Here is a 23,354-nt window from a genome sequence, read left to right on the forward strand (position 1 = left end):
GACATTCGCCTTGTAAGGGCGACGCTCTCCCAACTGAGCTACACACCCATTGCCATTTTAGATCTGTCGATCAGAGTTCTTAACTCCCGGTATCTATGCGCCTTGTTAGGACGAAATCCCAACTGAGATACACACCCATCATTGTTTTACATCTTGAGGAAAGATGTGGAGTTCTTAACTCCCGGTGTCTATGCGCCTTGTTAGGACATAATCCCAACTGAGCTAGACATCCAACTCATTTAGCAAGCCCATGACTATTAAAAATAGTAAGTGGTGCCGCCACCAAGAGTCGAACTCGGGACCCTCTGATTACAAGTCAGATGCTCTACCAACTGAGCTATAGCGGCTAATGCCAAAAGTTATTATTACTCTCTCAATAGTGAAGTAATGGTGCCGCCACCAAGAGTCGAACTCGGGACCCTCTGATTACAAGTCAGATGCTCTACCAACTGAGCTATAGCGGCATAACTATAGCTAACGCAGTTTACTCTTATCATTCCATCTAAATGGTGCCGCCACCAAGAGTCGAACTCGGGACCCTCTGATTACAAGTCAGATGCTCTACCAACTGAGCTATAGCGGCTTTAACAAAAGCAAAATCTTTTTTTATCTCTTACATAAAGCAAGACATTTTCACCAAGAAATGGTGCCGCCACCAAGAGTCGAACTCGGGACCCTCTGATTACAAGTCAGATGCTCTACCAACTGAGCTATAGCGGCTTAAAATTCTTGGTCGGGACGGCAGGATTTGAACCTGCGACCACTAGCACCCCATGCTAGTGCGCTACCAGGCTGCGCTACGCCCCGATGCAAACAACAACTCTGTCGCTGTCAGCGGGTGCGTATATTACTATAACGAATTGAAAAGGGAAGACTTTTATTAACTTTTTTTCGATTTTATCAACGCATTATCAAAAGCAAATCAAATAGATTAAGCATTGATCTAAATATCATTATTCATCACTCTATCTCATTATCCCTGATCAACAATTTACCCAGTTAACTTAATGCATACAAAAGCAAAAAAGCCACCATAAAGGTGGCTTTTCAGACGTCATTAACAATTACTCTTGCATGTAATCTTCAACTTTAGACTTGAGTTTTTGACCCGGTCTAAAGGTAACAACAGTACGAGCAGTGATTGGAATTTCTTCCCCTGTTTTAGGATTTCGACCAGGCCGTTGACTCTTCTCACGAACTTCGAAGTTACCAAAGCCAGACAATTTCACTTGCTCTCTTTCAACAAGGGAATTACGCACAACACCGAAAAAACCCTCAACCAAATCTTTAGCATCTTTTTTACTAAGACCAATTGAATCGACTAAGTTTTCAGCAAGGTCTGCTTTCGTCAACGATCCCATAAATCTACCCCCTTACAACGGCTCCCAATTTTTCAGACAGTGTTTTCACCGCCTGCTCGACAGAGTTGTTCACTTCTTCATCACTAAGAGTGTGTGAAGGATGCTGCCACGTCAAGCCCAAAGCGACACTTTTTTTCGATTCATCAATGCCTTGCCCCTGATAAACATCAAAAACTAAGACATCTTTGAAGGCTTCGCCTGCAGATTGAGCAATCACCGCTTCCAACTCACTGACTGGTACACTACGATCCATTAACAAAGCAAGATCACGTCGCACTTCTGGGAAACGAGATACCGCTTGATACTCTGGCAATGTTGCATTCAATACCGCGTCTAAAGCAATATCAAATACATACAGAGTTTGCTTAGCACCGATCTCTTTCGCCAATTGTGGATGTAATTCCCCCATCAAACCAACAAACTCACCATTGAGGTAAATGTCTGCCGAGCGACCTGGATGCAAGAATTCACAGGTAGAACGCTGATAAGTCGGTTGACCACCATTATTCACCGCAAACAAAGCCTCCACATGCGCTTTGAGATCATAAAAATCGACTTTCTCATTATTGTGGTACCAAGCTTCTGGATGACGACTTCCAGCAATCAGACCGGAAATTTGCAATTGTTGATCCAATTCAGCCAACGCCTCTACTGAACCGACAAAGCGACGACCCGTTTCAAACAAGCGAACACGCGATTGCTGACGATTCTGATTGTACAAATAGGCTTTCACCAAGCCTGGAATCAAACTTGGACGCATGACTCCCATATCCGCTGAAATAGGGTTTTCCAATGGCACAGGCTCAATTTCAGACAAGAACTGCTTGCTCAAATCAGGGTCAATAAAGCTGTAAGTGACCGCCTCTTGATAGCCATAAGACACTAAAGTAGCACGCAATGATTGAATCGGCGTTTTGGATTCACTCAAAGGTGTGAAGTTTACCGCCGCTGTCGGCATAGAGGAAGGCAGATTATCGTAACCATAGATACGAGCCACCTCTTCAATCAAGTCCGCTTCGATAGCGATATCAAAGCGATGTGATGGCGCTTTCGCCACCCAAGCTTGATCCGTCACTTCAACCATCTCAAGACCAAGACGTGTCAGAATATCAGTCACCAAGTCTTTATCTAAAGACATGGCAAGATACTGATCGAGTTTTTGACGACGCAAAGTCACCTGTGCCGCCACAGGCAAGGCGTCTTCATTTACTGCTTGGGTGATTGGGCCAACTTGACCACCGGCAATCTCTAGCACTAACTGAGTCGCACGCTCAATGGCTTTTTCTTGCAAAGAAGCATCAACACCACGCTCAAAACGATGTGAAGAGTCCGTATGCAAACCATAAGAACGGGCTTTACCTGCAAGAGCTAACGGTGTGAAGAAAGCACTTTCAAGAAAGATATCTTGAGTTTTCTCGTTGACACCGGAACCTTCGCCGCCCATGACACCAGCAATGGCAAGTGGCGCTTGCTCATCAGCAATGACCATAGTGTCGTCGCGCAAACTGATTTCTTGGCCATCTAGCAGTAAGATTTTCTCTCCTGCATCGGCCATACGCACAACCACAGAACCATTTAAGTTCGCTAGATCAAAAGCATGCATAGGTTGACCCAATTCCAACATCACATAATTGGTAATATCAACAATCGGATCTATCGAGCGAATACCGCTGCGACGTAATTTCTCTGTCATCCATAATGGCGTTTCTACGCCAACATTTACACCACGAATGACACGACCAAGGTAACGTGGACAAGCTTCTGTCGCCTCAACTTTCACAGGGAAAGTATCTGCGACGTTCACCTCTGCTGCTTGAACAGCAACCCGCGTTAGGTCCACCTTGTTCAATACGCCTACTTCACGAGCCAAGCCCGCTACACTTAGACAGTCACTGCGGTTTGGCGTCAAATCAACATCAATAATCTGATCATCTAAGCCTAGAAAAGCGCGAAAATCTTCGCCTGTCGTCGCACTTAGTGGCAATTCCATGATGCCATCGTTGTCTTCACTTACGCCCAATTCAGAAGCGGAACACAACATACCGAACGACTCAACCTGACGTAATTTGGCTTTTTTGATTTTGAAATCATCGCCTAATACGGCACCAATTTTGGCAAACGGAATCTTGATTCCTGGACGAGCGTTTGGCGCGCCACAAACCACTTGGAATTCTTCATTACCATCGGATACACGGCAAACCTGTAATTTGTCGGCATTCGGGTGTGGCTCAGCGGCCAATATTTCACCGACAACCACACCGCTAAATGGTGCCGCCGCTGGCAATACTTCATCTACTTCTAAGCCGGCCATGGTAATTTGAGCAACCAAATCATCGCTACTGATGTTTGGATTGACCCACTCTCTTAGCCAATTCTCACTAACTTTCATATAAACATCCTAGGTCGACTGATTACTTAAACTGTTTGAGGAAACGTAGATCGTTCTCAAAGAACATGCGTAGGTCATCCACCTTGTAACGCAACATGGCAAAACGCTCAACACCCATACCAAAAGCAAAGCCTGTGTACTTCTCTGAGTCAATACCAGACATTTCCAATACTTTTGGATGCACCATACCGCAGCCGAGCACTTCCAACCAAGACTCTTCGCCTTTGCTGTTAGTACGCATGATATCCACTTCGATAGATGGCTCAGTGAATGGGAAATAACTTGGACGGAAACGCACTTTCAGATCGTCTTCAAAGAATACGTTTAAGAATTGTTGAAGAATGCCTTTCAAATCCGCAAAAGAAATGTTTTCGTCGATCAACAAGCCTTCCACTTGGTGGAACATAGGCGTGTGAGTCTGGTCAGAATCACAACGATAAACGCGACCAGGACAAATAATACGGATTGGTGGTTGAGAGGTTTCCATAGTACGCACTTGTACAGGTGACGTATGGGTTCTCAACACGGTATTAGGATTGAAGTAAAAAGTATCCTGCATTGCTCGAGCTGGGTGATGCGCAGGAATATTCAATGCTTCGAAGTTATGATAATCATCTTCGATTTCTGGGCCAGCCGCCACATCAAAACCAATACCACGGAAGAAAGATTCAATACGCTCCATGGTACGAGTGACTGGGTGCAAGCCACCTACCTCTTCGCCTACTCCAGACAAAGAAATATCAATTGTTTCTGTTGCAAGCTTGGCATCTAAAGCGGCTTTCACTAAAGCAGCTTTGCGCTCATTAAGCTTTTCTTGAACTTGGCCTTTCGCCTCATTCACTAACTGACCGAACTTAGGTCTATCTTCTGCAGAGACATTACCAAGCTGTTTTAATAACGCGGTCAGAGCGCCTTTTTTACCTAGATACTGTACACGAACCTCATCTAGTTCGGACTCACTTTCAGAAGCAGCCACCGCGCTTAGCGCATCAGCAAGAATCTGCTTTAGGTTCTCCATTATTCACTCCAAAAAATAAAATAGGGGAAGAGCATTGGCTCTTCCCCTATCAAAGACTGCATTGAGTTACTCGTTCTATTAAGAGATGCTCTTTCAAGATCGAATCACCCTAAGGCTACGTCAGAATTAAGCCAAGCTTGCTTTCGCTTTTTCAACGATCGCTGCAAAAACTTCTTTCTCGTACACAGCTAGATCAGCCAAAACTTTACGGTCGATTTCGATTGCCGCTTTCTTAAGACCAGCAATGAAACGGCTGTAAGACAAACCGTTTAGACGAGCCGCTGCGTTGATACGAGCAATCCACAATGCGCGGAATTGACGCTTACGCTGACGACGGTCACGGTATTGGTATTGACCAGCTTTGATGACAGCTTGTTTTGCTACACGAAATACACGGCTACGTGCACCGTAGTAACCTTTAGCTTGCTTTAAAATCTTCTTGTGACGGCGACGAGCCTGAACACCACGTTTTACGCGAGGCATAATATAAACCCTTTATACTAATGAATTAATAACTAAAAATGAGACTTAAACGTATGGCAACATGCGTACGATTAACGCTTTGTCGCTTTGTGCAACTTGGTTCAAAGAACGAAGATGACGTTTACGCTTAGTCGATTTCTTAGTCAAAATGTGACTAGTATGAGACTGCTTATGTTTAAAACCATTCGCGGTACGTTTGAAGCGCTTAGCTGCGCCACTGTGTGACTTAATTTTGGACATGATAAAACCACTCTCGCATTCGTTAATGTTAATGTAATTTGCTTACGCGACGCACCATCACGCCGCATGAGAAATTACTTCTTCTTTTTGGGGCCTAGCACCATAGTCAATTGACGACCTTCCATTTTCGCAGCTTGTTCAACAGTACCGTATTCCTCTAAGTCTTGAGCGACTCGATTCATAAGCTGCATTCCAAGCTCCTGATGGGCCATTTCACGACCGCGGTATCTAAGTGATACTTTGGCCTTATCCCCGCCTTCAAGGAAACGTATCAGGTTGCGGAGTTTTACCTGATAATCCCCTTCCTCCGTCCCTGGACGGAATTTCATTTCTTTAACCTGGATTTGCTTCGCATTTTTCTTTTGAGCAGCCTTTGCTTTTTTCTGCTCAAAAACATGCTTACCGTAGTCCATAATTTTACAAACAACTGGATCAGAGTCAGCGATTTGTACTAAATCAAGGCCCGCTTCTTGAGCTGCTTTTAGCGCCTCTTCAATCGATACAACACCAATTTGTTCACCATCCGCTGCGATTAAACGCACTTCAGTTGCTCGAATGTTCTCGTTGATTTGAGGACGCTGCTTGTTAGCGGCACGCCCACGATTCATATTACCTTTTATAGCTCTATCTCCACTTCTTGTTTACGGCTACGGCGAGCAACTTCTTTTTGAAGCAAATCTTCAAAATCAGAAATACTCATTACTCCAAGATCTTCGCCTGAACGGGTTCGCACTGCGACTTGTTGATTTTCAACTTCTTTGTCGCCGATAACGATCATATAAGGAACTCGTTGAAGAGTATGCTCGCGAATTTTAAACCCGATCTTCTCGTTTCTCAAGTCAAGTTTTGCTCTAAAACCGTTTGAATTCAATCTTTTTTCCAAATCAGAGCAATAATTTGCTTGGCGATCAGTGATATTCATTATTACCACTTGCTCTGGAGCCAACCAAGCAGGGAAAGCCCCTTCACTCTCTTCAATCAAGATACCAATAAAACGCTCTAAAGAACCCACGATGGCTCGATGCAACATAACCGGTGTTTGGCGTGATCCATCTTCGGATACATACTGCGCACTCAAACGCGTTGGCATTGAGAAGTCGACCTGCATCGTTCCGCATTGCCAAACACGACCAATCGCATCTTTTAGAGAAAACTCTATTTTGGGCCCATAAAAAGCCCCTTCGCCTGGCAATTCTTCCCATCCAAGGTTAGCTGCATCTAAGGCATCCGCCAAAGCTTTCTCAGCTTTATCCCAAACCTCATCGGAACCCACTCGCTGTTCTGGGCGAGTAGACAAACGATAAATAATATTATCAAAACCAAAATCTGCATAAACTTCGTGCAACAGCTTAATAAATTCAGAGACTTCTTGCTGAATCTGACTTTCTGTCACAAAAATATGTCCATCATCCTGTACAAAGTTACGAACACGCATAATACCGTGCAATGCACCAGACGGTTCATTACGGTGACATGACCCAAACTCCGCCATACGGAATGGCAAATCACGGTAACTTTTTAGACCTTGGTTATACACCTGAACATGGCACGGACAGTTCATGGGTTTCACGGCATAATCACGGTTTTCAGAATGAGTAGTAAACATGTTTTCATGATACTTACCCCAGTGACCGGATTTCTCCCACAACACACGATCCACGATTTGTGGCGTTTTCACTTCTTGGTAGCCATTATCAAGTTGTTTCTGACGCATATATTGCTCAACCACTTGATATAAACGCCAACCTTTTGGATGCCAAAACACCATACCAGGCGCTTCTTCTTGTACATGGAAAAGGTCGAGTTTCTTACCCAGTTTACGATGATCACGCTTTTCAGCTTCTTCGATACGAGTCAAATAGGCTTTTAATTCTTTCTTATCGTTCCACGCCGTACCATAAATACGCTGCAATTGCTCATTATTAGAATCACCACGCCAGTACGCACCCGCTAATTTCATCAATTTAAAATGACGCAATACACGTGTATTCGGCACATGAGGACCACGACACATATCCATGTATTCTTCGTGATGATACAAACCCACTTCTTTGACAGAGTCGTCCATATCATCGATAAGAGCCACCTTATAAGATTCACCTCGATCAACAAACTGCTGACGTGCATCGGCAATTGGCGTCATCTTCTTTACGACCTCATAATCCGTTTTGATCAACTCAGCCATGCGCTTTTCGATAGCGGTAAGATCCTCTGGTGTAAAGGGGCGCTCATACGCAATATCGTAATAGAAACCTTCATCTATTACCGGACCTATGGCCATTTCAGCCGTTGGGTACAATTGCTTAACCGCGTGACCAACAAGGTGAGCAAAGGAATGGCGAATAATTTCAACCCCTTCTGCATCCTTACCAGTCACTATGCTAAGATCCGCATCGTCTGAGATCAATTCACAAGCATCGACAAGCTGACCATTGATGCGACCCGCCACCGTTGCTTTCGCAAGTCCAGGACCAATATCTTCGGCCACTTGCATCACAGTTATCGGATCAGAAAAAGAGCGTTGACTGCCATCTGGCAAAGTAATTACAGGCATTTTATTCCCCTATCGGAGTCAGTGGTGCTCCATACCAAAGAGCACATGGAAATTTAAGCGCATAACCTATCATTTTTCGTATCATCATGCGACTTTAATTTGGCAATTACGCAAAACATGTGAATTCTCTCAAGGATGAGAAAATCAAGTGTTTTTTCTCACTTTCAGCCATAGACATTCTGCTGCTAACGGGTAAAATTGCCCTCCGTTTCACATAGACTTCATCAAACAAAGGCGTTATGGACCTCGATATTCTTGACGATTACTGTATTGAGACCACTCAAGCAGAACCTGAACTGTTACTCGAGTTAGTAGAAAAGACTTACTCGGATATGGGCTACCCAAATAAGTTATCAGGCAAGACCATTGGCCGAACCTTGAAGTTATTAGCAAAAATTGCTCAACCAAAGCGTGCTTTAGAAATTGGCATGTTCACGGGCTACTCTGCGCTTTCGATTGCCGAAGGTATGCCAGCACAAGGCCAGCTCATCTGCTGTGAAACCAATCCTAGAGCAATTGAATTTGCTCAATCCTTTTTTGATCGCAGCGAGCATGGCCATAAAATCCAAGCGGTTTTTGGCCCTGCCCTCGAAACGGTTGAATCTTTAGACGGAGAATTTGACTTTGTTTTTATCGATGCTGATAAGCGCAACTATCTAAACTACTACCAAGCAGTGCTTCCGCTAGTACGTTCTGGAGGCTTAATCATCATAGATAATTCATTGTGGCAAGGCCGGGTTCTAGATCCGCAAGAAAACAGCGACATTGCCGTGAATGACTTGAATCGCTTCATCGCACAAGACAATCGCGTGGAAAATGTCCACCTCAATGTTCGAGACGGATTAAACATAGTCGTCAAACACTAATAATTTTCATTCTTTACGTCGATCACCTTTTTTACACGCAAAGGTGAGCGGTGTGTATTTGCTATTTACAAAGACAAGTTAAGAGGCAGCAATTTTGGTTGTTTTTAAAATCACAAATAACATTACTGGAAAACACTATATAGGAACGTCATTTAACAGTGGTTTCCAACGCTTTGAACAATATGTCGAAGCGACAAACGAAGGCCTGGAATTCCCACTGTACAATGACATTCGTGAACATGGCATGGAAGCATTCACTGTTGAGGAACTATTTGACACCAGTGACAAGCAAGAGCTTTATGAATTGGAATCAGATTATCTAACCATTTACAACGGCGAAAGTTTACGAGGCTATAAAATAGCGCAAACCGCAGAAAAATCCGTCAATCTAAACTTCGGCAAAAAAGCCATGTTTGACGCTAATGGCGTATCAACGGCAGAACCGGTAAAGAAGCCAAGAAAAACGGCGCAAAAGAAAACCGTAGAACTCCCTCAAAAGGCGGCAGAGCCAAAACCTACCGCACGCTCTTTCTTTGGTGAGTTGATTGCTGAAGACAGGTTAGACGAACCTGCCAAAGAAGAGAAAAAAGCTCCCACTCGCCCACGTAGCAAAGCCAGCATTCAAAAAATGCTCAACGAAGCTGAACGTGCCGCAAAAAAAGAACGCGAAGAAAAGCTTAAACAACAACAGCAAGCTGAAGCCGATGAAATGGCCATGATCATGGCAAAAATCGACATCACTTCTAAATCAGCCACATCTGCTTTTCGTCGCCGCAAAGGATAAGTGCGTCATTCTTTGCCACAAGAGTTTAGTGTTAGCGAGCAATAAAAAAGACCTGCTGAGTAGCAGGTCTTTTTTATTCAGCGCTTCGCCATATTTAATGAGTCATCATAACGCTAAGAGCAAAAGCTTTTGAATATGACAAATTAAGCACGTGCTTTTTTCAGTGTCTCAGAGATCATGAAAGCCAATTCCAACGATTGGTCAGCATTCAAACGAGGATCGCAGTGAGTATGGTAACGATCCGCCAAATCCGCTTCCGTTACTTGGAAAGCGCCACCAACACATTCTGTAACATTTTGCCCTGTCATTTCAAAATGCACACCACCGGCGTAAGTACCTTCAGCGTTATGCACTTGGAAGAACTGTTGAACCTCTTTTAACACATCATCCACGTGACGCGTCTTATAGCCAGTAGAAGCCTTCACCGTATTACCGTGCATTGGGTCACAACTCCAAACCACCCTCTTACCTTCGCGTTCAACCGCACGAATCAAGGCAGGCATACCATCTTCCACTTTGTCTGCGCCCATACGCACAATGACATTTAAGCGACCGGCTTCATTGTTCGGGTTTAAGATATCACACAAGCGCACAAGATCTTCAGGATCCATACTCGGGCCCGCTTTAACCCCAATTGGATTTTGTACGCCACGCAAAAACTCCACATGAGCGCCATCCAATTGACGCGTACGATCACCAATCCACAACATGTGCGCAGAACAGTCGTACCATTCCCCCGTAAGACTATCTTGACGAGTCAAAGCTTGCTCATAAGGCAATAAAAGCGCTTCATGAGAGGTGTAAAACTCTGTTTCTTTAAGCTGCGCCAAACCCGGCCCAATACCACAAGCCTCCATGAACTGAAGCGCATCATCTATTTTATCCGCTACGCTTTGGAAACGATCGCCTGCCGGACTGGCATTCAAGAAGTCTAAATTCCACTTATGAACTTCATGTAGGTCTGCAAAGCCGCCTTGAGCAAAAGCACGCAACAAATTCATCGTAGAAGCACTTTGGTTGTAAACCTGAATAAGACGCTCAGGATCTGGCACGCGAGCTTGTTCATTAAACTCGATGCCGTTAATGATGTCACCACGATAGCTTGGCAACTCAACCCCGTTAACCGTCTCAGAGCCTGCCGATCTTGGCTTGGCAAACTGTCCCGCCATACGACCCACTTTAACGATTGGGCACTTGCCTGCGAAAGTCAGCACCACCGCCATTTGCAGCATCACCTTAAAAGTATCGCGAATATTGTTAGCGTGGAATTCTGCAAAGCTCTCAGCACAGTCACCACCTTGCAACAAGAAGGATTGACGATTAGCCACTTTCGCTAATGCACTTTTCAGCTGACGCGCCTCACCTGCAAAAACAAGCGGAGGCATTTTTCCCAAAGTACTTTCTACTTGAGCCAGATGCTCAGCACTTGGATAAACCGGCTGTTGAAGTGCCGTTTTATTTCTCCAACTTGTTAACTCCCACTCTTTCATATCAATTTACAACCTTATTTTATTTTCGACTTTTTATGTTATCGGGCTACAACCCACAATATTTCAGCATCCTTTGCTGACAATGATGTTACTGCGTGCCCCATAGTGGCATCATAATACACACTATCCCCTTCTTTTAATTCAATTGGTTCATAGAGTTCAGAGAAAAAATTAATTTTACCCTGCAAAACCAATAAAAATTCCTCGCCATCATGACGAACCCACTCTTTAAATTCCGCAAATGAACGCGCTCTCACGCGAGTTTTGAAAGGCACCATTTTTTTGCGACTGATTGAGTAATTTAACAATTCATGCTCATAAGTCGCAGTAGGATGTGACTCCCCTTTACCCTTACGAGTAATATCGCGACGTCCAGCAATGGATTGATCACTCGCCTCAACAAAGAGTTGCGGCAAGTCCATTTCTAACCCATTTATGAGTTTCTGAACTATGGTAAAACTAGGCGACACTTGGTCATTTTCAATTTTTGACAAAGTCGATCGGGCTATTCCAGTGCGTTTCCCTACCTCTTCTAGAGTCCAACCTTTGGCCAAACGAATTTCTTTTACTCGTTTACCAAGTTCTAAGGGTTCGACAAAACGATCTGGATCTGCAGCTGTTGCGGTTTCTAAAGAAGGACGACTAACCATACTCTCACTATTGGCCTTGTAATAACGGTGCCATTGCTGTCTCACAACGAGACAAATCAAAGCCTTTTGCTGAGGCATGTGAAGCCAAATCAGCATAAGACCGCCCTTTGGCATTTTCCATTAATACCCAAAGTACTGACGAACGGGTTCCTGTTCGACAAAAAGCCAATGTCTTTTGTGTCGGTATAATAACCTCAGCTTGTTTATTAAGGTGCTCTTGGGCTAATTTTGGCAATTCAATTGGATTCCAAGCATATTGCAAACCTAAGGCTTCCGCGGCCCGCTGAAGCTGTTGCGCAGTGGGTTGATCCTCTACTTCGCCATCAGGACGATTATTCACAATCAGTGTAAAACCTTGCTCTTTTAACACAGATAAATCTTCGACAGATATTTGCGCTGCAACAAAGTAATTTTCATCTAATTGAACAGGCGTAGTCATAATCTGAATCCTATTTTTTGTTAATTTCGGTACAATACTTTGATCAAATGAAAACCAAATTGGGTTTTAATTGGACCTTGTATTGTCAATAAAGGCCCATTGAAAACCGCCTTATCAAAAGCAGGCACCATTTCCCCTTTACGGAATTCACCAAGGTCACCACCTTTCTTACCTGAAGGGCAAGTAGAATACTGTTTCGCAAGCTTGTGAAAATCACCACCCTTATCCAATTTTTGTTTAATTAAAGACGCTTCTGCTTTGGTTTTAACCAAGATATGACAGGCACTTGCCGTAGGCATGAAAACCCCTAAATAATTTAATCTACTAGAATAATGATATTAACCCAATTAGTATAATAGAATTACGTACTTTTCAGCACTAGCTGAATCAACTTTTACAACATTAATCACAATAAAGATAACCAATGGGCAAAGCAGTTTATGAGCGCATACGCAGCAATTAGCGATTTATCTTTTCTTCTTGTGGAACCATCGGAAACACAAAGAAAAATAATCACAAAAGCACTTGAAGACGCAGGCATTAAACAAATTGAATATGCCAATGACATAAAACAAACCATTGAGATTCTTACGAGCTTTCCGCCTGATCTAGTAATTTCTTCTATGTATTTACCTGATGGCTCAGCAAACGAATTGATTGATCAAATTCGCAGTAACCAGGAAACCGAAGAGCAGTGCTTTATGCTGATTTCCAGTGAAAGAAACCGTGAATATCTGGAGCACCTAAAGCAAGCTGGGGTTTTAGCCATTCTCCCTAAACCCTTTAATCAAAAAGACCTTAAAAGAGCCATTCACGCAACACTTGACCTAATAGTAGCGGAGGAAATCGACCTTGAAATGTTCGATCCTCACAGTTTACGAGTATTAGTGACAGATGACAGCACAACGGCGAGAAAACACATCAGCAAAACACTCAACACCATGGGTATTGAAGACATTCAGTTTGCCGAAAACGGTCGTGAAGCCATCGAACGATTGAATACAGAAGAATTTGATTTGATCGTAACCGATTACAATATGCCTGAAATGGATGGCCGCGAACTGACTGACGCAGTCAGGCAAAACCCTGAAACCGCTCACATCCCAATTTTGATGGTTAGCTCCAATGCGGATGAAAGCCAATTATCCAACATCACCCAAGAAGGTGTCGATGCTATTTGTGGCAAGCCATTTGAGCCAGGCACTGTAAGACAACTGTTAGCTCAAATCCTAAATTAAAGCCTTGGCAACAAACGAAAAAGAGAACAAAAAAAAAGAGCTCAAGTTAAGCTCTTTTTTTGTGTTAGACAAACGTCATTTTGACGATAAAGCATCCACTATTGGTACATTTGCTTCAGGAAACGAAAATGCTTTGAGTTGCGACAAGGACACCCAACGAACTTCTTGACCCTCTTTACCATGAGGCTCACCAGAAAACTCTGTCACCTTATAAAAGATCAACTCAACCTGTTTGTCACCATAATCATGAGCAATGGTTTGAAAGAGTTCGCATGCATAGACTCGAATGCCACACTCTTCTTCAAGTTCACGAGACAATGCCAGCTCAACCGACTCACCAGATTCAACTTTACCGCCAGGAAACTCCCAAAGACCACCTTGATGTTTAGTAGAATCACGTAGTGCAATAAAGACTTGATCACCACGCATAATCAAGCCAACCGCCACTCTAACCAACATCAGGTACGATACTCAGCATTAATAGTGACATATTCATGGGATAGATCTGTCGTCCAAACCACATCCTTTTGCTCTCCCATGCCCAAGTCCACACAAATATGAATGTCTTGTGGCGCCATGGCTTTCACACCATGCTCCTCCAAATAACCAGGTGAACGGCCGCCATCGCGAGCAATTTCAAAACCATTAATATGAAGCTGAACCCTATCTACGTCCAAATCCTCAACACCAGCACGACCCACAACAGCCAAAATACGCCCCCAGTTTGGATCAGAGGCAAATAACGCTGTCTTTACCAAAGGCGAATGCGCAATTTCAAATGCCGTTTTGGTTGCATCATCCATTTGTTTTGCTCCGATCACTTCAACAGCGACAAACTTGGTCGCACCTTCGCCATCCCTAACAATCGCATGCGCTAATTCTTGCATTACTTCGGTGAACGCCACTTCAAATGCTTGTGCCAACGGCGTATCTAAAGTTTCGATAGTAGGGTTACCAGCCTTACCCGTCGCAATAGCCACACAAGAATCGTTGGTAGAGGTATCACTGTCCACTGTGATGCGGTTAAAGCTCTTATCGGTGGTTTTTTTCAAAAGCTGTTGTAACAATTCAGGCGCAATTGCCACATCGGTGCAAACATAGCCCAACATGGTCGCCATGTTAGGGCGTATCATACCCGCACCTTTTGAAATACCCGCAATACGGAAGGTTTTACCATCAAAACTAAACTCACGGAAAGAGCCCTTTGGCAAGGTGTCCGTGGTCATGATCCCCATACCTGCAGCTGACCAATTATCGACAGCCAAGTTCTGCAAGGCCTTTGGGATAGCTAGTGTAATTTTCTCAACTGGCAATGGCTCTCCAATTACCCCTGTCGAAAATGGCAATACAGACTCAACATCAACGCCTGCTTGCTCCGCTAAGTAGTGACAAGTGGTCATCGCATTTTCGACACCGAATTTACCTGTGCCGGCGTTTGCGTTACCTGTATTAATTAATAAGTAACGCGCATTCGCCTGAGCTAAATGAGATCGGCAAATTCGAACGGGTGCGGCACAGAAAGCATTCTGTGTAAACACACTGGCAACACTTGCACCTTCACAGATTTCAAACACCACCAAATCTTTATTATTTGGTTTTTTAATACCCGCTTCTGCTACACCAATTCTGATTCCATCAATGCCCGGAATGAATGGAAATTCCTGCAAGCCAACTGCCATTTATTACCTACTCCAACTTAAACTAATTTACCGTGACATTGTTTGTATTTTTTACCCGATCCACAAGGACATGGCTCATTACGCCCTACCTTCGGAAAGCTTCTTGCAACGCTCTCTGCCGTTCCTTGAGATGAATCAGAACCCGCTAATGAATCCGCAGCCTTATGTACCATGCTCATCTTCATTTGTTCTTCTTGCTGAAGACGAGCTTGCTCAATTTTTTCTGCTTCATCAGCTGTTTGAACCTTAACTCGGGTAATGACTTGAATGACCTCAAATTTGATTTGTTCCATCAAACCTTGGAATAATTCAAACGATTCACGCTTGTACTCTTGTTTGGGGTTTTTCTGCGCATAACCGCGCAAATGTATGCCTTGTCTAAGCATATCCATGGTTTGCAGGTGCTCTTTCCAGAGTGTATCCAATACTTGCAGCAAAACCTGCTTTTCAAACGCACGGAATTGCTTTTCACCAGCTACCTGCTCTTTAGTTTGATAATCTTGAATAAAACAATCTAAAATCTTCTGACGAAGTGGTTCTTCATACAGTTTTTTATCTTCCTCAAGCCACTTTGCCACAGGGACATCCAAACTGAATTCGTTGCGCAGTTTTTCTTCTAAACCTGCCACGTCCCACATATCAAAAATACTTTGCGGAGGAATAAATTCATCAATCACGCCCATCACCACGTCTTCACGCATGGCAGCAATGGCTTCCGACAAATCGTCGGACACCATCATATCAAAGCGTTGACGATAGATAACTTGCCGCTGATCATTCGCCACATCATCGTATTCAAGCAGTTGCTTACGAATATCGAAGTTACGGCCTTCTACTTTGCGCTGAGCTTTTTCAATGGCATTCGATACCATTTTATGCTCAATTGCTTCCCCTTTTTCCATGCCTAATGCCATCATCATGCGCTTAATTCGATCAGACATAAAAATACGCATTAAATTGTCTTCAAGAGACAAATAGAAACGAGAAGAACCAACGTCTCCCTGACGACCAGAGCGACCTCGCAATTGATTATCAATACGACGAGATTCATGGCGCTCAGTACCAATGATGTGCAAGCCGCCTGCACCTAAAACCGCCTCATTACGAGCTTGCCAATCTTCTTTCAACGCGTTGACTTGCTCTTCAGATGCACCTTCACCCAACTGAGCAATCTCGACTTGCAAATTACCACCCAACACAATATCGGTACCACGGCCAGCCATGTTTGTCGCAATTGTCACAGCACCTGGACGTCCAGCTTCAGCAACAATTTCCGCTTCACGTTCGTGTTGCTTTGCGTTTAAAACATTGTGCTTAACCTTCTTTTTGTTCAGGTAGTTTGACAGCAATTCAGAATACTCAATAGATGCAGTACCTACGAGAATAGGACGACCTTGCTTAACATTCTCTTCAATATCCAACACAATGGCTTCAAACTTGTCTTCCGTCGACATGTAAATGAGGTCGTTATAATCCTTACGTTGCACCTGACGGTTAGTTGGAATAACAATAACGTGTAAACCATAGATTTGCTGAAATTCAAACGCTTCTGTATCCGCAGTACCTGTCATACCAGATAACTTCTCATACAAACGGAAATAATTTTGGAAGGTGGTTGATGCCAGAGTTTGACTCTCTGCCTGAATAGTAACGCCTTCTTTTGCCTCTACCGCCTGATGAATACCCTCAGACCATCGACGTCCCGCCATCGTTCGACCAGTATGTTCATCAACGATGACAATTTGGTCTCCTTGGATCACATAATCAACATTCTTCTTGAAGATAACATGCGCTTTTAGACAAGCATGAACGTGGTGAAGTAGCGCTAAGTTAGAAGCAGCGTATAAACTTTCACCCTCTTCTAACATGCCCTGTTCAACCAACCAAGCTTCAACAAAAGTATGGCCATCTTCAGTAAGCTCTATACTTCGTTGTGATTCATCTAAAATATAATGACCATCTTGGCCTTCTTGACCTTCGTCTGCTTCTAGATGTGGTTTTAACAAAACCGCTAAGGCATTAATTTTGCGATATTGTTCAGAGCTATCTTCGACTGCACCAGAAATAATAAGCGGCGTTCGCGCTTCATCAATTAAAATAGAATCCACTTCATCGACTACTGAGAAATGCAAATCACGCTGAACGCGATCCTCAAGACGAAACACCATGTTATCTCGTAGGTAATCAAAGCCGAACTCGTTGTTGGTACCATAGGTGATATCACAAAGGTAAGCGGATTTTTTATCATCACGTTCTTGACCTGAGAAAACAACACCGACACTCATGTCCAAAAATTCATACAAGGGACGCATCCAATTAGCATCACGCTTAGCTAAATAATCGTTTACTGTGACAACATGAACACCCTTGGAAGTCAGTGCATTAAGGTAAACAGCCAAAGTGGCTACCAAGGTTTTACCTTCACCAGTTCGCATTTCCGCGATACGGCCTTCGTTGAGCACCATGCCACCGATCAACTGCACATCGAAGTGACGCATACCCATTACACGGCGACTGCCCTCACGAACAGCGGCAAAGGCTTCTGGCAAAATAGAGTCAAGCAAAGCACCCTGTTGCAGACGTTCACGAAATTCGCTCGTTTTGCCAGCTAAATCATCATCCGACAAAGACTTAAAGCTTTCTTCAAGTTGATTAATCTGCGCGACAACTTTTTTGTAGCGCTTTACTTCTCGGTCATTCTTAGTACCGACGATTTTTTTAATTACAGTTCCTAACATCTCGAATTCAACGTAGCCAATTAGTAATAAATAGAGTCTATCACGGTAATGTGTGACAAAACATGAAATATCAAGGACCTAGACATAAAAAAACCAGACATATAGTCTGGTTTTTTTCATTTCTCAGTTTGTCATTTTAGCAAGTTTAAGCACCGGCTAGAACAGGTTCAACATATGACACTGGATTTTCTTGTGTTTCATCTTCAAAAACAACATATTCCCAAGCTTCTGGCTGCTCTAGCAAAGCCAACAACAACTTATTGTTTAGACCATGACCAGACTTATATGCTTTGTACTCGCCAATCAAACTATGACCAAGAAGATACAAATCGCCTATTGCATCAAGAATTTTGTGACGAACTAATTCATCACGGTAACGCAAACCTTCTTCATTCAAGACACGATAATCATCCAATACAATCGCATTTTCCATGTTCGCACCGCGCGCAAGATTGTTCGTCTTAAAGTATTCAATATCCTTCATGAAACCAAAAGTACGTGCGCGACTGATTTCTTTAACGAAAGTCGTCGTTGAAAAATCCAAGGACGTGGTTTGCACATCTTCACCAATTGCAGGGTGATCAAAATCTATCTTGAATGACAATCTAAAACCAGAATGAGGTTCGAGAGAGGCATATTTATCACCATCTTCAATTCGGATAGGCTTTTTAACGCGAATAAATTTCTTCGGAACATTTTGCGCTTCTAAACCTGCTGATTGCAGTAAGAAAACAAAAGGACTCGCACTGCCGTCCATCAGAGGAATCTCACTAGCACTGACCTCTACATAAGCGTTATCGACACCGAGGCCTGCCATGGCAGAAAGTAAATGCTCAACCGTACTCACTTCAACACCATTTTGCGACAAAGCCGTAGCAAAATTCGTCGAGCCGACTAGACGTGCATCCCCATGGATCTCTACAACTGGATCCAAATCCGTACGAACAAACACTATGCCGGTATTTACAGGGGCAGGTTTCAGTGTCAAATACACCTTCTCGCCAGAGTGCAGACCAACGCCAGTTGCTCGAATAATGTTCTTAAGTGTGTGTTGGCGTACCATTCTATTCCTACATTTATATGACTAGATACATTTTTTTACAAATATATCAATAACTCACTTTATATACAATCCAACATTTTGATTTTGCACGTTTTTTACTCAAATTAATCAGCCTGACGACGCAAAAATGCTGGAATGTCCAAATACGATAATTTATCGCCACTTGAATTATCCGTTGAATCTTTAGATTCTGCTGGCTCCTCCAAGTTTCTCTCTACCTCTTCCACCTTCGCACTAGGCGCAGGAGTTGACACAGGTTTTACCGCTTCACGAGAGACTTCTTCCTTCTCGATAACTGGCTGCTCCACCTTAGTCGTAACTGGTTGAGAGATAACAGATTCGCCAACAGCAGACTTCATTTCTACTGAACTTCGACCCTCTAAACCAGTCGCCACCACTGTAACTCGCATCTCATCACCCACACTTGGGTCAATCGCACAGCCAATTACAACAGTTGCATCCTCCGATGCATATTCTTCAATAATGCCACCCACCTCAGTAAACTCTGACAAGCCAACCTCTTCATTAGCTGTTATGTTTACCAGCACACCACGTGCACCTTTAAGATTGATGTCTTCCAATAACGGGTTATGAATAGCAGCCTCAGCTGCTACTATCGCCCTATCCTCTCCAGAGGCAGTGCCTGTTCCCATCATTGCCATACCCATTTCAGACATTACAGTTCTTACATCAGCAAAATCGACATTAATAAGACCTGGACGCATGATAAGGTCGGTAATACCTTGTACCGCATTAAACAAAACATTATTTGCTTCACCAAACGCTTTTAATAGAGAAATGTTCTTCCCCAATACTGGTAACAAACGTTCGTTTGGCACTGTAATTAATGAATCGACATTTTCTCGTAATTCTTTAACACCTTCTTCCGCTACTTTGGCACGACGTCGTCCTTCAAAAGGAAATGGCTTAGTGACAACGGCTACCGTTAGGATCCCCAACTCACGAGCAACCTTAGCAATCACAGGGGCTGCACCAGTACCTGTACCACCCCCCATACCAGCCGTGATAAACACCATATCAGCACCAGTAAGTAACTGTGTAATTCGCTCTTGATCTTCCAGTGCAGAATCACGTCCCACTTCTGGGTTTGCTCCTGCCCCCAAACCTTTGGTAATGGTTGAACCTAGCTGCAAGGAAATTCCAGTATCAAAACCAATCAAGGCTTTAGAATCCGTGTTAGCACAAATAAACTCAACACCTTCTAGTTGATTTTCAAGCATGTGGCGAACTGCATTTCCGCCGCCGCCACCAACACCAACCACTTTAATCACCGCGTTGTCGGATACATTATCTTCGGCCATATCAAAGACATTCATGGGCTTACTCGCTCCTCAATAAATTCGCTATCAATTTTGCTTAGATGTAATTCTGAAACCAATTTTTCAACTTCTGCCATCCTTTCGTTGCACTGAAAGACGACTTGGTTTCTTTCTTCGGAGCCAAAATTGATGCTTCACGTTTAGTTTGCGTCTTAGACATCATCCCTTTAGCGACTTCGGCTACATCAGCCTCTTTACTGCCATAAGCCAACAACCCAACGCTGGTTGAATATATTGGGTTATCGACAATGTCTGACATTCCTTTAGTACAATCTGGCACTGACAACCTCACTGGCATCTGAAAAATCTTCTCAGCCAGGTCTGCCGCACCTTCCATAAGTGATGTACCACCAGTAATGACAATACCTGCAGGGATGCGCTCAGCGTAACCACTGCGTCTTAATTCATCCAGAATTAAGTTATAGATTTCTTCGTATCTCGCTTCCACTACTTCTGTTAATGCGTGACGAGTAATAGATCGAGGTTGACGATCACCAACACTAGGCACCTGCAACACTTGATCTGTAGACGCCATGGATGACATAGCACAAGCGTATTTTACTTTTATTTCTTCAGCGTGTTGAGTTGGCGTACGTAATGCCATCGATATGTCATTCGTTACCTGATCACCCGCTACCGGCACAACAGCAGTGTGATGCAAAGCACCATCAATCCATACTGCTATATCGGAAGTGCCTGCCCCTATATCAATAAGACAAACACCCAAATCTTTTTCATCTTCACTTAAAGATGACTCACTGGAAGCCAACTGAGATAAAATGGCGCCATCTACACCAAGGCCACAACGCTTTATACATTTTTCAACATTCATCACCGCATTCACTGCGCCGGTTATTAAATGTACATTTGCTTCCAGTCGAACTCCGGACATACCAAGTGGATCTTTAATCCCTTCTTGGGAGTCTATGTGGTATTCTTGCGGCAAAATATGCAGCACACGCTGATCAGAAGAAATAGGCACAGCTTGCGCTGCATCTATCACTCGTTCAATATCTTCCTTTTGAACTTCACCATCTTTCACCGCGACAATACCGTGAGAGTTTAGGCTGCGTATATGGCTACCTGCCACACTGACGTATACCGAGTGAATATTACAACCCGCCATCAATTCAGCTTCTTCAACAGCACGTTGAATCGACTGCACTGTTGACTCAATATTAATTACAACACCACGCTTCATTCCTTTCGCGCTATGAGAGCCAATACCGACAATTTCTAAACTACCATCAGCCAGTATTTCACCGACCAAACAGATAACTTTTGATGTGCCTACATCTAGACCGACTATCATTTCACCTTCCCGGTATTTATGTGCGTTGTAACCCGGCAAGTTTGCTATTTTGAAAGCAACAAACAGGCCAAAATCAATTTTTTTTCTTCCAACCGACCGCTACCCCATGAGGATAACGTGCATCAATAGAAGAAATTTGCTCTATTCTACCTGATAAATCGCTTTTATACACGGCTATAAAGCGCTGTAATCGCTCTAAAATTTCATCCCGACCTAGCTTAACAACTAGGCCATTTCTAAAAACAATTTGCCAAGCCCCTCTAGGCTCTAAAGTTAGCCTTGCAATACGTAAAGAAGTGGGCGCTAACACCTGACTAATCAACCCAAACTGTTCTAGCACCACATCACTCGAGTCCGCTGGACCATACAAACTGGGCAGAGGCAAACCAGGCACAGTTAGTGGAGTGATCACCACCGCTGAAGCGGAAATAATTTGCCCATCACGCCAATATGCAAGAGGAACATATTCGTGCACAATGATCTGCAAGGTATTTGGCCAAACTTTACGAACCTCTGCGCTTTCAATCCACGGTGATGACAAAACCACCTGTCGCGCTTCTTTCACCGACAAGCCAAACAAGCTCTGTCCCAACAAGGAGGAAAATTCCTGTTGCAATTCCGCTTGCGAGGTGTTTTTGAAATCCCCTTGTATGTCTATTTTTTCAATAGCAAACCACGTATCTGGAGGATCCTCCCCCTGAAAACTTGCCACTAAAATCAACAGAACAGCTCCTATGAGCGCAGCTAGCCTCATCTTTCTGCTTATCTCGCTTTATCAAAAGCTTGCTGAGCGATTTTCTCTACCAAGGAGGGATAATCTAAACCAAGATACGCGGCTGCCATAGGCACTAAACTATGGGACGTCATACCTGGAGCTGTATTCACTTCCAATACCCAAAACTGTCCCTGCTGATCACGCATCACATCCACTCGCCCCCAACCACGACAACCAAGTGACCGATACGATTCAACTGCAAGGCGTTTTAATTCAGACTCATCCGCTTCATTCAGACCACATGGCAGCAGATATTGCGTATCATCAGCAATGTATTTAGCTTCATAATCATATAATTTATGCTCTTGCGAAGGCTGCAAACCAATGGGTGGATAAGCTTCATCATCAATGATGGTAATAGTAAACTCAGGCCCATTCACGAACTCTTCAACCAGTATATCCGAGTCATACTGTAAAGCCTGCTCCAACGCCCCTTCCAATTCTTCTCGATTTACTACCTTATTAATACCTATGGTGGACCCCTCTCTAGACGGCTTCACAATCAAAGGATAAGACATATTTTGCTCAATGCTAAGCACATCAGCCTGACCTGAAAATGACATATAAGCAGGCGTTGGAATGTCTATTCCTTTCCAGAAGCGTTTGGTCAGTACCTTGTCCATAGCAAAACCACAGGACAATGGTGAGCTGCCGGTATAAGGCTTATCCATAAGCTCTAGCAAAGCTTGAATACGACCGTCTTCACCTTCACCTCCATGCAGGGCAATAAAAGCCAAATCAAAATCAATCGCCTGCAATTGCGCAATGGGATCGGCTTTCTTGTCCGCACCAAATAGATCAATCGCTTCGACTTGGTAACCTTTATCACGCAAAGCTTTCACTATCATAGTGCCACTTTCTAGCGACACTTCTCGCTCTGCGGAACGACCGCCATAAATAACAGCAATGATGGATTCTTTAAAACTCTTAGTCAT

Annotated in this window: 22 protein-coding genes and 5 tRNA genes; 3 read left to right on the top strand and 24 right to left on the bottom strand. The window is 43.6% G+C overall.

Annotation, left to right across the window (positions count from 1 at the left end; translation table 11 throughout):
* Positions 1-271: 271 nt before the first annotated feature.
* The 12 genes from ACXAH2_RS16080 to thrS form a co-directional block, all read right to left on the bottom strand.
* Positions 272-347, bottom strand: a tRNA-Thr gene (locus ACXAH2_RS16080).
* A gap of 41 nt (positions 348-388) precedes the next feature.
* Positions 389-464, bottom strand: a tRNA-Thr gene (locus ACXAH2_RS16085).
* Positions 465-507: 43 nt separating this feature from the next.
* A tRNA-Thr gene (locus ACXAH2_RS16090) sits at positions 508-583 on the bottom strand.
* 61 nt (positions 584-644) lie between these two features.
* Positions 645-720 (bottom strand) — tRNA-Thr (locus ACXAH2_RS16095).
* Positions 721-730: 10 nt separating this feature from the next.
* A tRNA-Pro gene (locus tag ACXAH2_RS16100) sits at positions 731-807 on the bottom strand.
* A gap of 257 nt (positions 808-1,064) precedes the next feature.
* The gene (locus ACXAH2_RS16105; protein ID WP_353668717.1) at positions 1,065-1,361 is read right to left on the bottom strand and encodes an integration host factor subunit alpha; all 297 of its coding nucleotides are present in this window, start codon (positions 1,359-1,361) and stop codon (positions 1,065-1,067) included.
* Positions 1,362-1,365: 4 nt separating this feature from the next.
* Positions 1,366-3,750, bottom strand: a complete 2,385-nt coding sequence (pheT, locus tag ACXAH2_RS16110; RefSeq protein ID WP_475079903.1) for a phenylalanine--tRNA ligase subunit beta — start codon at positions 3,748-3,750, stop codon at positions 1,366-1,368.
* Between the two features lie 22 nt (positions 3,751-3,772).
* Complete coding sequence (pheS, locus tag ACXAH2_RS16115) at positions 3,773-4,768, bottom strand: phenylalanine--tRNA ligase subunit alpha (RefSeq protein WP_475079905.1); 996 nt, start codon at positions 4,766-4,768, stop codon at positions 3,773-3,775.
* Positions 4,769-4,894: 126 nt separating this feature from the next.
* Positions 4,895-5,251: a 50S ribosomal protein L20 gene (gene rplT, locus ACXAH2_RS16120; RefSeq protein WP_063331359.1), complete on the bottom strand. Its 357-nt coding sequence runs from the start codon at positions 5,249-5,251 to the stop codon at positions 4,895-4,897.
* Positions 5,252-5,296: 45 nt separating this feature from the next.
* Positions 5,297-5,491, bottom strand: coding sequence for a 50S ribosomal protein L35 (gene rpmI / locus ACXAH2_RS16125; protein WP_013795993.1), 195 nt, complete (start codon positions 5,489-5,491; stop codon positions 5,297-5,299).
* A gap of 74 nt (positions 5,492-5,565) precedes the next feature.
* Positions 5,566-6,099, bottom strand: coding sequence for a translation initiation factor IF-3 (gene infC / locus ACXAH2_RS16130; protein WP_475079906.1), 534 nt, complete (start codon positions 6,097-6,099; stop codon positions 5,566-5,568).
* 8 nt (positions 6,100-6,107) lie between these two features.
* A complete protein-coding gene (gene thrS / locus ACXAH2_RS16135) occupies positions 6,108-8,045 on the bottom strand; it encodes a threonine--tRNA ligase (protein WP_475079907.1) in 1,938 nt (645 codons plus the stop codon).
* A gap of 239 nt (positions 8,046-8,284) precedes the next feature.
* Here thrS and ACXAH2_RS16140 point away from each other — a divergent pair, with 239 nt between their 5' ends.
* Together ACXAH2_RS16140 and ACXAH2_RS16145 are read left to right on the top strand one after the other, a co-directional pair.
* Positions 8,285-8,911: an O-methyltransferase gene (locus tag ACXAH2_RS16140; protein ID WP_475079909.1), complete on the top strand. Its 627-nt coding sequence runs from the start codon at positions 8,285-8,287 to the stop codon at positions 8,909-8,911.
* Between the two features lie 94 nt (positions 8,912-9,005).
* Positions 9,006-9,695 (top strand): GIY-YIG nuclease family protein, encoded by a 690-nt coding sequence (locus tag ACXAH2_RS16145; RefSeq protein ID WP_475079911.1) that lies wholly within the window; start codon positions 9,006-9,008, stop codon positions 9,693-9,695.
* A 143-nt stretch (positions 9,696-9,838) separates the two neighbouring features.
* On the opposite strand, the gene ACXAH2_RS16150 is transcribed toward ACXAH2_RS16145, so the two are convergent.
* The 4 genes from ACXAH2_RS16150 to ppiC are packed head-to-tail and all read right to left on the bottom strand — an operon-like array spanning position 9,839 to position 12,573.
* On the bottom strand, positions 9,839-11,185 hold the full coding sequence (locus ACXAH2_RS16150; protein ID WP_475079912.1) for a class II 3-deoxy-7-phosphoheptulonate synthase: 1,347 nt from the start codon (positions 11,183-11,185) through the stop codon (positions 9,839-9,841).
* Between the two features lie 38 nt (positions 11,186-11,223).
* Positions 11,224-11,835, bottom strand: a complete 612-nt coding sequence (locus tag ACXAH2_RS16155) for a helix-turn-helix domain-containing protein (protein WP_475079954.1) — start codon at positions 11,833-11,835, stop codon at positions 11,224-11,226.
* Between the two features lie 7 nt (positions 11,836-11,842).
* The gene (locus tag ACXAH2_RS16160) at positions 11,843-12,274 is read right to left on the bottom strand and encodes a protein tyrosine phosphatase family protein (protein ID WP_475079914.1); all 432 of its coding nucleotides are present in this window, start codon (positions 12,272-12,274) and stop codon (positions 11,843-11,845) included.
* A 20-nt stretch (positions 12,275-12,294) separates the two neighbouring features.
* Positions 12,295-12,573: a peptidylprolyl isomerase PpiC gene (gene ppiC, locus ACXAH2_RS16165; protein WP_475079916.1), complete on the bottom strand. Its 279-nt coding sequence runs from the start codon at positions 12,571-12,573 to the stop codon at positions 12,295-12,297.
* 141 nt (positions 12,574-12,714) lie between these two features.
* Between ppiC and ACXAH2_RS16170 the strand changes: the two genes are divergently transcribed.
* A complete protein-coding gene (locus ACXAH2_RS16170; protein WP_475079918.1) occupies positions 12,715-13,512 on the top strand; it encodes a response regulator in 798 nt (265 codons plus the stop codon).
* Positions 13,513-13,587: 75 nt separating this feature from the next.
* On the opposite strand, the gene mutT is transcribed toward ACXAH2_RS16170, so the two are convergent.
* From mutT to ACXAH2_RS16210, 8 genes are all read right to left on the bottom strand, one after another.
* A complete protein-coding gene (gene mutT, locus ACXAH2_RS16175) occupies positions 13,588-13,971 on the bottom strand; it encodes an 8-oxo-dGTP diphosphatase MutT (protein WP_475079920.1) in 384 nt (127 codons plus the stop codon).
* Complete coding sequence (gene argJ, locus ACXAH2_RS16180; protein ID WP_475079922.1) at positions 13,971-15,191, bottom strand: bifunctional glutamate N-acetyltransferase/amino-acid acetyltransferase ArgJ; 1,221 nt, start codon at positions 15,189-15,191, stop codon at positions 13,971-13,973. The genes mutT and argJ overlap by 1 nt, the downstream gene beginning before the upstream one ends.
* A 17-nt stretch (positions 15,192-15,208) precedes the next feature.
* Positions 15,209-17,929 carry a preprotein translocase subunit SecA gene (gene secA, locus ACXAH2_RS16185; protein WP_475079924.1) on the bottom strand — a complete coding sequence of 907 codons (2,721 nt, stop codon included), beginning with the start codon at positions 17,927-17,929 and terminating at the stop codon, positions 15,209-15,211.
* 145 nt (positions 17,930-18,074) lie between these two features.
* Positions 18,075-18,992 carry a UDP-3-O-acyl-N-acetylglucosamine deacetylase gene (lpxC, locus tag ACXAH2_RS16190; RefSeq protein WP_475079926.1) on the bottom strand — a complete coding sequence of 306 codons (918 nt, stop codon included), beginning with the start codon at positions 18,990-18,992 and terminating at the stop codon, positions 18,075-18,077.
* Between the two features lie 104 nt (positions 18,993-19,096).
* Positions 19,097-20,329: a cell division protein FtsZ gene (ftsZ, locus tag ACXAH2_RS16195; RefSeq protein ID WP_475079928.1), complete on the bottom strand. Its 1,233-nt coding sequence runs from the start codon at positions 20,327-20,329 to the stop codon at positions 19,097-19,099.
* 40 nt (positions 20,330-20,369) lie between these two features.
* On the bottom strand, positions 20,370-21,644 hold the full coding sequence (ftsA, locus tag ACXAH2_RS16200; RefSeq protein ID WP_475079929.1) for a cell division protein FtsA: 1,275 nt from the start codon (positions 21,642-21,644) through the stop codon (positions 20,370-20,372).
* A gap of 73 nt (positions 21,645-21,717) precedes the next feature.
* Positions 21,718-22,356 carry a cell division protein FtsQ/DivIB gene (locus ACXAH2_RS16205; protein ID WP_475079955.1) on the bottom strand — a complete coding sequence of 213 codons (639 nt, stop codon included), beginning with the start codon at positions 22,354-22,356 and terminating at the stop codon, positions 21,718-21,720.
* A 50-nt stretch (positions 22,357-22,406) separates the two neighbouring features.
* Positions 22,407-23,354 (bottom strand): D-alanine--D-alanine ligase, encoded by a 948-nt coding sequence (locus ACXAH2_RS16210; RefSeq protein ID WP_475079931.1) that lies wholly within the window; start codon positions 23,352-23,354, stop codon positions 22,407-22,409.

The organism is Marinomonas sp. ABL3_031 (assembly GCF_056161265.1).